This is a genomic window from Aidingimonas lacisalsi, assembly GCF_008079445.1.
Classification (GTDB): Bacteria; Pseudomonadota; Gammaproteobacteria; order Pseudomonadales; family Halomonadaceae; genus Aidingimonas; species Aidingimonas lacisalsi.
The window spans coordinates 21,352-29,825 of record NZ_VRYH01000018.1 but is presented as its reverse complement, the minus strand read 5'-3'; the positions used below and the strand labels follow the sequence as shown (position 1 = coordinate 29,825).

The 8,474-nt window shown below is 62.9% G+C and carries 7 protein-coding genes; 3 read left to right on the top strand and 4 right to left on the bottom strand.

Going from position 1 to position 8,474, the window contains the following annotated elements; translation table 11 throughout:
- Nucleotides 1-218 precede the first annotated feature (218 nt).
- Both FVV99_RS18330 and FVV99_RS18325 read right to left on the bottom strand, forming a co-directional pair.
- A complete protein-coding gene (locus tag FVV99_RS18330; protein ID WP_148255569.1) occupies nucleotides 219-1,826 on the bottom strand; it encodes a carboxyl transferase domain-containing protein in 1,608 nt (535 codons plus the stop codon).
- A 159-nt stretch (nucleotides 1,827-1,985) separates the two neighbouring features.
- The gene (locus tag FVV99_RS18325; RefSeq protein WP_148255568.1) at nucleotides 1,986-3,155 is read right to left on the bottom strand and encodes an isovaleryl-CoA dehydrogenase; all 1,170 of its coding nucleotides are present in this window, start codon (nucleotides 3,153-3,155) and stop codon (nucleotides 1,986-1,988) included.
- Between the two features lie 166 nt (nucleotides 3,156-3,321).
- On the opposite strand from FVV99_RS18325, the gene FVV99_RS18320 reads away from it, so the two are divergent.
- From FVV99_RS18320 to FVV99_RS18310, 3 genes are all read left to right on the top strand, one after another.
- Nucleotides 3,322-3,900, top strand: a complete 579-nt coding sequence (locus tag FVV99_RS18320; RefSeq protein ID WP_148255567.1) for a TetR/AcrR family transcriptional regulator — start codon at nucleotides 3,322-3,324, stop codon at nucleotides 3,898-3,900.
- A 156-nt stretch (nucleotides 3,901-4,056) separates the two neighbouring features.
- A complete protein-coding gene (locus FVV99_RS18315) occupies nucleotides 4,057-4,686 on the top strand; it encodes a DUF1326 domain-containing protein (RefSeq protein ID WP_148255566.1) in 630 nt (209 codons plus the stop codon).
- Complete coding sequence (locus FVV99_RS18310) at nucleotides 4,683-5,468, top strand: DUF2182 domain-containing protein (protein ID WP_148255565.1); 786 nt, start codon at nucleotides 4,683-4,685, stop codon at nucleotides 5,466-5,468. Before FVV99_RS18315 ends, FVV99_RS18310 begins: the two co-directional genes overlap by 4 nt.
- A 78-nt stretch (nucleotides 5,469-5,546) precedes the next feature.
- Here the strand turns inward: FVV99_RS18310 and FVV99_RS18305 are convergent, their stop codons facing one another.
- Nucleotides 5,547-6,905 (bottom strand): uracil-xanthine permease family protein, encoded by a 1,359-nt coding sequence (locus tag FVV99_RS18305; protein WP_236645478.1) that lies wholly within the window; start codon nucleotides 6,903-6,905, stop codon nucleotides 5,547-5,549.
- A gap of 93 nt (nucleotides 6,906-6,998) precedes the next feature.
- The gene (locus FVV99_RS18300) at nucleotides 6,999-8,354 is read right to left on the bottom strand and encodes an 8-oxoguanine deaminase (RefSeq protein WP_148255564.1); all 1,356 of its coding nucleotides are present in this window, start codon (nucleotides 8,352-8,354) and stop codon (nucleotides 6,999-7,001) included.
- Between the last annotated feature and the right edge of the window lie 120 nt (nucleotides 8,355-8,474).

Sequence of the window (8,474 nt, the reverse complement as noted above, 5' to 3'; positions counted from 1 at the left end):
GAAAACATGCTTGGCGAGATCAATGCCGACGATGCTAATGTTATTCATGGATGGACCCTCTCTTCGAGATGCCGTGTGGTGCCCCATGCACCCGCAGATGGCGTTAATCTTCATCTTGGCACATGGAGGGACGGGTCCATCCCATTTCCTACAACCCCAACTGTTAGGAGCGACGTCAGGAGCTCCATCGCTCCGACACGTTGTATCTGGCGTGGGGATTACATCCTGAACACGCCGAATCGGGTTTCGTCGATCTTGGCGTTCAGCGCGGCGGCGAGGGCGAGGCCCAGCACGTCGCGGGTCTGCAGCGGGTCGATGACGCCGTCGTCCCATAGCCTGGCGCTGGCGTAGGTGGGGTGCCCCTGGTGTTCGTAGGCATCCCTTGTCGGTTGCTTGAAGGCGTCTTCCTCTTCCGCACTCCATTCGTGTCCGTCGCGTTCGTACTGCTCGCGCTTGACCTGGGCGAGCACGTTGGCGGCCTGCTCGCCGCCCATCACCGAGATGCGCGCGTTGGGCCACATGAACAGCAGGTTGGGCTCGAAGGCGCGGCCGCACATGCCGTAGTTGCCGGCGCCGAAGCTGCCGCCGATCAGTACCGTGAACTTGGGCACCCGGGCACAGGTCACGGCGGTGACGAGTTTGGCGCCGTGCTTGGCAATGCCTTCGTGTTCGTATGTCGAGCCGACCATGAAACCGGTGATGTTCTGCAGGAAAAGTAGCGGAATCCCGCGTTGGGCGCACAGTTCGATGAAGTGGGCACCTTTCAGGGCGGATTCGGAGAACAGCACGCCGTTGTTGCCAACGATGCCGATCGGGTAGCCGTGCAGGTGGGCGAAGCCGGTGACCAGCGTGTCGCCGTAATAGCGCTTGAACTCGTCGAAGTCGGAGTCGTCTACCAGGCGGCCGATGATTTCGCGGACCTCGAACGGTTTGCGCAGATCGGTGCCGACGATGCCGTAGAGTTCGTCGGGGTCGAGGCGCGGGGGCCTGGGCTCCTGCCTCTTGAGCTCGCCACGCTTCTGCCAGTTGAGCCGGGCGACGCAGCGCCGCGCCAGTTGCAGGGCGTGCGCATCATTCTCGGCGTAGTGATCGGCGACGCCGCTGATGCGGGTATGGACGTCCGCGCCACCCAATGCTTCGGCACTGATCGTCTCGCCGGTGGCGGCCTTGACCAGTGGCGGCCCACCGAGAAAGATCGTCCCTTGCTGCTTGACGATGATCGACTCGTCGGCCATGGCCGGGACGTAGGCGCCGCCCGCGGTGCAGGAGCCCATCACCACGGCGATCTGCGGTATGCCTTCGGCGGAGAGCGTCGCCTGGTTGTAGAAGATGCGCCCGAAATGGTCGCGGTCGGGGAACACCTCGTCCTGGTGGGGCAGGTGAGCACCGCCGGAGTCGACCAGATAGAGGCACGGCAGGCGATGCCGGCGGGCGATCTCCTGGGCGCGCAGGTGCTTCTTGACCGTCAGCGGGAAGTAGGTGCCGCCCTTGACGGTGGCGTCGTTGGCGACGATCACGCACTCGACCCCGGCGACGCGACCGATGCCGGTGACGATGCCCGCGGCAGGAACCGGGCTTTGGTAGACCTCATGAGCGGCCAATGGCGACAGCTCCAGAAAGGGCGCTCCCTCGTCGAGCAGGTGGTCGATACGGTCGCGCACGAACAGCTTGCCGCGGCTCTCGTGACGCGCGCGCAGTGTCTCGCCGCCGCCCTGGCTGATCTCTGCCGTCAACTCACGCAGCCTGAGAACCTCGGCGCGCATTGCCGCATCGTTGGCCTGGAAGGCGTCGCTGTGGGGGTTGATCTGGGTGTGCAGGATGGCCATCACGATTCCTCGCTGGTGGGCGATGTGTTGATCGCGAAGGCGGTTGGACCGGCCTCACGGCCGGCATCGCGACTGAAGTCGCTCCTACAATGGCTTGCTCGATGTTGGTGTCGTGGGAGCGGTTTCAACCGCGATGCGGGGCGCGAGCCCGCCTCTGTGTCAGGTGGATTCATTGAAGACCTCGCGACCGATCAGCATCCGCCGTATCTCGCTGGTGCCGGCGCCGATCTCGTAGAGCTTGGCGTCGCGCAGTAGGCGGCCGGTGGGGTAGTCGTTGATGTAGCCGTTGCCGCCGAGCAGTTGGATGGCGTCCAGCGCGACCTGGGTGGCGTTTTCGGCGCAATAGAGGATCGCGCCGGCGGCGTCCTTGCGCGATACCCGGCCGCGATCGCAGGCGCCGGCAACGGCGTAGAGATAGGCGCGGCAGGCGTTCAGGGTGGTCACCATGTCGGCAACCTTGCCCTGCACCAACTGGAATTCGCCGATCGGCTGGTCGAACTGTTTGCGCTCGTGCAAGTAAGGCACCACCACGTCGAGCGCCGCTTGCATGATGCCGATAGGGCCGGCGGCGAGCACGGTGCGTTCGTAATCGAGGCCGCTCATCAAGACCTGCACGCCCTTGTCGAGTTCGCCGAGCACGTTCGCTGTGGGCACTTCGCAGTCCTGAAACACCAGTTCGCAGGTGTTGGAGCCGCGCATGCCGAGCTTGTCGAGTTTCTGGGCGGTGGCGAAGCCGGGGAAATCGCGCTCGACGATGAACGCGGTGATTCCTTTGGAGCCGGCGTCCGGGTCGGTCTTGGCGTAGACCACCAGCACGTCGGCATCGGGGCCGTTGGTGATCCACATCTTGTTGCCGTTGAGGATATAGCGGTCGCCGCGTTTTGCGGCGCGTAGCTTCATCGACACTACGTCGGACCCGGCGCCCGGCTCGGACATCGCCAGCGCCCCCACGTGTTCGCCGCTGATCAGCTTGGGCAGGTACTTGACCTTCTGCTCGGTGGTGCCGTTGAGGGTGATCTGGTTGACGCACAGGTTGGCGTGGGCGCCGTAGGAGAGCCCGACCGAGGCGCTGGCGCGCGAGATCTCCTCCATGGCGATGCAGTGGGCGAGATAACCCATGCCGCTGCCACCGAACGCCTCGGGCACGGTAATGCCGAGCAGCCCCATGTCGCCGAACTTGCGCCACAGGTCGCCGGGGAAGTCGTTATGCGCGTCGATCTCGGCGGCGCGTGGGGCGATCTCGTCACGGGCGAATGCATTGACCTGATCGCGCAGCATGTTCAGTTCGTCGTCGAGGCCGAAGTCGAGGGACCGGTAGGGGGTGTGCATGGCGTGCTCCCATCCGTATCGGGCTATGTGCCTAGGCTAGGATTATTTGACGTTAACGTAAAGTGCAGCTTGGAGAGTATCGATATATTCGTGGTTGCGTCCTTGACAGCCGTCAGGGCCGATCTACAGTTAAGAATAGACCGGTTTGTCTAGTAATGGAGTGGCCATGACGAGTACGACACGCGAGCGTCTCCTCGATACGGGGCTGAACATGTTGCTGCAGCACGGGTACAACGATCTCGGTATCATGGCGCTGCTGGAAGCGACCCAGACGCCCAAGGGGTCGTTCTACCACCACTTTCGCAGCAAGGAAGACTTCGCCCTGCAGGTGATCGATCGCTACATGGAAACGGTTCACCGGGGCTTGGATGCCTCCGTGGGTGATCGCTCCTTGCCGCCGCTGGATCGTGCCCGTCGATTCTTCGAGCTGTCACGCGACAAATATCGCGAGGATGGGTACTTGGGCTGCATGCTCGGTGGGCTCGGTCAGGAGCTTTCCGGGATCAATCCGGTCTTTGCGGAGAAGATCGAGTGGTGCTTTTCCGTAGTGATAGAGGGTATCGCGACGTGTCTGGAGGAGGCCCACCAACAGGGGGACATTCCACCGGACTCCGATCCCATGGAGATGGCCAATCTGTTGTTGAACTGCTGGGAGGGGGCGGCGCTCCGCAGTCGGTTGAAACGGGATCCGGCACCGCTCGATCGTATGCTGGATTTCTACTTTGCAGCGGCGACCTGCGCCTGATGCATGATGGTGGGGAAGGGCGGGTTGCCAAGGATGTGACCGCCAACGGCGGTACTGGAGCGAGATGTGCCCGAGGCATTGCGGGGCGTCCATGCTCGCGGACCTGCCGTGATGCCGAGGGGTGCCATGACATCCTGATGCAGGCGGAGGTGCAACATGACAACAACAACCGGATCGGGCTATCGGCTGGAAGGTACGATGCTCGAAATCTGCTCCTGTGGGGTTCCCTGCCCCTGTTTTATCGGCGAAGACCCGGATGGCAATGAATGCTTCGGTGTGATCGCTTTCCATCTGGACAGTGGTCATGCGCGCGGTGTGGATATATCCGGCCTGACGCTCATCAATGTTGCCTATATCCCCGGGAATGCCCTGGCGGGCGGCTGGCGCTCGGTGGTGCTGATCGATGACAAGGCCGACGATGCGCAGTACGAGGCCTTGTTGGAGGCATTCGGTGGCAAGCTGGGAGGCCCGCTGGCCGATCTGGCGGGGCTGATCGGTGAGCTGGTTGCCGTCGAACGGGTACCGATCGAGTATGACACGCATCAGGCACAAGGGCGGCTGCAGGCCAAGGGAATGGTCGAGGCGGAACTGATGCCGATCCAGTCTTCGCCGGATGGCACGACGGCGACGCTGCACGACAGTGCCTTTACGACAATCAAGGGTGAGCCGGCCTATATCGGCAAGTCCCGGCGTTATCAGGTCAACCTGCCACAGTACGACATGAGCTGGTCGTTCGAAGGGCGCAATACCATGCAGACGGCCTGGCGGATGGAGCACCAGCCATGAACACGGCCGTTGCGGAACGCGCTGCCTGGCGGGGGGCGCCGGTGCTGCTGCTGGCCATCGTGCTGGCGTGGTCGCTGGCCATCGGTGCTGAACTGACCGGTTCCGTACAGTGGGTGCATCATCATCGGTTGGTGGTCGATGGGGTCAATCCGTGGCTCAGTCTGGCACTGTTCCTGCTGGCCTGGCAGATACACATTGCCGCCATGATGTTGCCCACGGCGTTACCGATGGTCGGGCTATTCCGTCAGGTGGCCGGCGGGCAACGCCATCCCGGCCTGGCGCGAGCGGGTTTCCTGGGCGGATATCTGGTGGTCTGGACGCTATTCGGGGGCGCGGCGCTGGTCGGCGATGCGCTGCTGGATGGGGCGATCCAGCGGTGGCACTGGCTGATACATCGGCCCGAGTGGATCGCCGGTCCAGTCCTCGTGGTGGCGGGTGCATTTCAGTTTTCTGCCCTCAAGGATCGGTGCCTGGACATATGCCGCCAACCGCGCTCCTTTCTGCTGAACCATTATCGGCAGGGCGTTCCGGCAGCGTTCATGCTCGGCATGCATCACGGCTGGTTCTGCCTCGGCTGTTGCTGGGCGCTGATGGTGGTGATGTTCATCGTCGGCATTGCCAATCTGCTGTGGATGGCGCCACTGGCCCTGCTGATGCTCTATGAAAAGGTGGGGCGCCACGGACGTCGCGTCGCGCGTTCATCGGGTGCCGCACTGATGCTCATCGGTGTGCTCGTCATTGCCGATCCGGCCTGGATACCGAATCTGTTGCCGGCGCATTGATGATTGGTGGGCGCCAAACGAAGACGCCTCGACCGGTGACGATCGAGGCGTCTTTTTTATGCATGGCGGCGGTGCGGGTCAGACATCGTCGCGCATCGGTTGCTCCGAACGGGGCAGAATCAGGTTGAGAACGATCGCCGTCAAGGCGCCCGGAATCAGGCCGGATTCGATGATGCCTTGCACATTTTCCGACAGGTTGGCGTACAGGCCTTCCTGGGCAGGCAAGCCGATGGCGGCTGCCAGCGACATCGCGATGATCAGCATGTTGCGTTTGTTGAAGTCGATACCGCTGAGCATCTTGATACCGGCACTGGCGATCATGCCGAACATGATCAGTACGGCACCGCCGAGGACCGAGTTGGGGATGCTCGAGACCAGACCGCCGAGCTTGGGCAGCAGGCCGGCGATGACCAGGAAGCCGCCACCGATGGCCACGACGAAGCGGCTGACGACGCCGGTCAGGGCGACGATGCCGACATTCTGGCTGAAGCTGATCTGCGGATAGGCATTGAAGATGGCGGCAAAGACACTGGCCAGGCCATCGGCCATGACGCCACCGGAAAGCTCCTTCTGGGTCGGTTCACGATTCGCACCGCCAACCGTGGTACCGACGATATCGCCGATCGATTCCGCACAGGTCACGACCGCCAGCAACACGACCGGCACGATGGCGGCGAGATGGAACTCCACGCCGATCGCGAAAGGCGTAGGCAGCGAGAACCAGTCGGCTTGCGCTACATCCGAGAAGTCGACATAGCCGAAGGCGACGGCTGCGATGAAGCCCGATACCAGCCCGGCCAGCGGCGAAATCTCCGACCAGATGCCGCGTCCGAACTGGTGCATGCCGACCGTGACGACCAGTACCAGGGCTGCGAGCAGCAGATGGTGCAGCGAGCCGAAATCATCGGCGCCGAAACCGCCACCGGCATAGGCGAAGCCGACCGGCATCAGCAGGGTGCCGATCATGATCACGAAGGTGCCGGTGACGACCGGAGGAAACAGGAAGCGAAGCCAGGGCAGGAAGAGTCCGACGAGCGCCATGGCAACACCACCGCACAAGGCGGCGCCCAGCGCGGCGGGAACCCCCATGCCGACAGCGATCGGGATCAGGACGGGCACGAAACCGAAGCTGGTGCCCATGACGATGGGCAGTCGGGCACCGATGGGACCCAGCCCGAGCGATTGCACGAGAGTGGCGACACCGGCCACGAACATGGCCGCCTGGATCATCAGGGTCGTCTGTGCGGCCGAGAGTTCGGCAGCGCCGGCGATGATGATGGGTACGGTGACGTTACTGACGAACATCGCCAATACGTGTTGCAGGCCAAGCGGTATGGCCCGCCCCAACGGAGGTCTCGCATTGACATCGTGGGTACTGCGTATCGGGTTGTCATTGGGGGTTGCCATTGCGTCGGAGGAAGTGGACTCAGTGGGCATCGATTCGTCTCCACATTGTTGTTGTCGAATGTCGTTACTTTCGAGGGTGCTTCAGTCCGTCACGGCAATGGCAATCGGGGGCGCTTGCCGCGACTATAGATTCTGTCTCAAGCGTCGTGCGGCCTGATCATGGCGAGACTTCAGGGCGTCGAGATCGACTCCCAGCGGTTGGCCGTCGACGACTCGCCAGTCGCCGCCGATCATCACTCGATCGGCCCGGTGTGCTCCGCATAACAGCAGGGCTGCCAGCGGATTCTCGGCACCCGAGAAACGCAGTTCATCCAGGGTGAACAGGGCCAGGTCGGCTTGCTGACCGGGTTCCAGCCCACCGATATCGGTGCGTCCCAGGCAGCGGGCCGAGCCTTGCGTTGCCCAACGGATCACGGTCTCGTGGGTGATCTCACCCGGCGCATAGCGCAAGCGTCCCAGCAACAAGCCCTGACGCATCTCTTCCGCCAGATTGGAATGATCGTTGGAGGAGGATCCATCCACGGCCAGGCCGATCGGCGCGCCGGCGGCTTCCAGGTCCAGCGTACGGCACATGCCGGAGCCCAGAACCATGTTCGAGGAGGGGCAGTGTGCGATACCGGTGCCGGCGTGGCCGAGACGGGCGACTTCGTCATCGTTGAAGTGAATGCCGTGCGCCAACCAGGTGCGATCGCTCAGCCAGCCGAGCTCTTCCATGTAATCGAGAGGGCGCAAGCCGAATTGCTGCAGACAGAAATCGGTTTCGTCCGCTGTCTCGGCCAGATGGGTATGCAGCCGGACGCCCATCGTTTCCGCGAGGCTCGCGCTCTCGCGCATCAGTTCACGACTGACCGAAAACGGTGAGCAGGGGGCCAGCGCGATGGTGATCATGGCATCGTCGTCGTGCTCATGGTATTGCTCGATCAGGCGACGGCTGTCGTCGAGGATCGTGGTTTCGTCCTGCACGACCGCTTGTGGCGGCAGCCCCCCTTGCTCGCGGCCCAGGCTCATCGAGCCGCGTGTCAGCGAAGCGCGAACCCCCAACTGCCGTGCCGTCTCGACCTGGATGTCGATCGCGTTGGTCAGTGCGCCGGAGAAAATGTAGTGATGGTCGGCGACGGTGGTACATCCGGACATGAGGAGTTCCACCATGGCCAGCTCGCTGGCGAGGGCCAGTTGGGTTTCGTCGAGGTTGGTCCAGACGTCATACAGCGTCGTCAGCCACGGGAAAAGCGGTTTGTTGAGCGCCGGAGAATAGGCGCGTGTGAGCGTCTGGTAGAAATGATGATGGGTATTGACCAGACCGGGCAGCAGCACGTGGCGCGACGCATCGAAGACGTGGTCCACGGGGTGGCTGGGTTGGCCGCCGGCGGGGATTGTCTCGATGATGCGCTTGCCCTGGATGACGATACCTCCCGCTGCATCGGGGGCGGCGCACGCCAACGGGTGACGTATCCAGAGTGTGTCAGCGATGTCGGTCATATGGCATCTCTCCTCGGCATGTTGATTGGCACGCATCCCCAACTCAGTGTGGAAGGGTTACCCAGCGAGTGTCTCACGCTTGGTTCAGGTGCCTTGTTATGTTGCCGGAGATGTGTGGTG

What these genes read in the sequence shown, in the direction of transcription:
- FVV99_RS18310 (WP_148255565.1), top strand. Translation starts at nt 4,683, where the DNA reads ATGAACACGGCCGTTGCGGAACGCGCTGCCTGGCGGGGGGCGCCGGTG.
- FVV99_RS18320 (WP_148255567.1), top strand. Translation starts at nt 3,322, where the DNA reads ATGACGAGTACGACACGCGAGCGTCTCCTCGATACGGGGCTGAACATG.
- FVV99_RS18315 (WP_148255566.1), top strand. Translation starts at nt 4,057, where the DNA reads ATGACAACAACAACCGGATCGGGCTATCGGCTGGAAGGTACGATGCTC.
- FVV99_RS18305 (WP_236645478.1), bottom strand. Translation starts at nt 6,905, where the DNA reads ATGCCCACTGAGTCCACTTCCTCCGACGCAATGGCAACCCCCAATGAC.
- FVV99_RS18330 (WP_148255569.1), bottom strand. Translation starts at nt 1,826, where the DNA reads ATGGCCATCCTGCACACCCAGATCAACCCCCACAGCGACGCCTTCCAG.
- FVV99_RS18300 (WP_148255564.1), bottom strand. Translation starts at nt 8,354, where the DNA reads ATGACCGACATCGCTGACACACTCTGGATACGTCACCCGTTGGCGTGC.
- FVV99_RS18325 (WP_148255568.1), bottom strand. Translation starts at nt 3,155, where the DNA reads ATGCACACCCCCTACCGGTCCCTCGACTTCGGCCTCGACGACGAACTG.